Consider the following 252-nt stretch of genomic DNA (forward strand, 5'->3'; position numbering starts at 1 on the left):
AACAAATGGACCAATTGAAGGTATTAACAATAAAATTAAACTTATTAAACGTGTGTCTTACGGTTATAGAAATTTTTATAACTTCAGAAATAGAATATTAGTTATTTCAAGGATGTTTGTAAGTGAATCGAGTAGGAGAGTAATCATTAATTGACCACTCGTCCTCTCACACCACCGTGCGTACGGTTCCGTACACGGCGGTTCAATATCTTGCGTAAGCAGACTCTGCGAGTCGGGTTAGTGGTACTAATC

Annotated in this window: 1 protein-coding gene; it reads left to right on the plus strand. The window is 37.3% G+C overall.

The window, feature by feature from the left end; all coding sequences use genetic code 11:
* Positions 1-154, plus strand: a 154-nt coding sequence (locus HHH54_RS11155; RefSeq protein ID WP_198618837.1) for a transposase, incomplete at its 5' end; no start/stop codon positions are given.
* Positions 155-252 lie beyond the last annotated feature (98 nt).

Origin of the sequence: Staphylococcus canis (assembly GCF_016238445.1) — a bacterium.
Lineage (GTDB): Bacteria > Bacillota > Bacilli > Staphylococcales > Staphylococcaceae > Staphylococcus > Staphylococcus canis.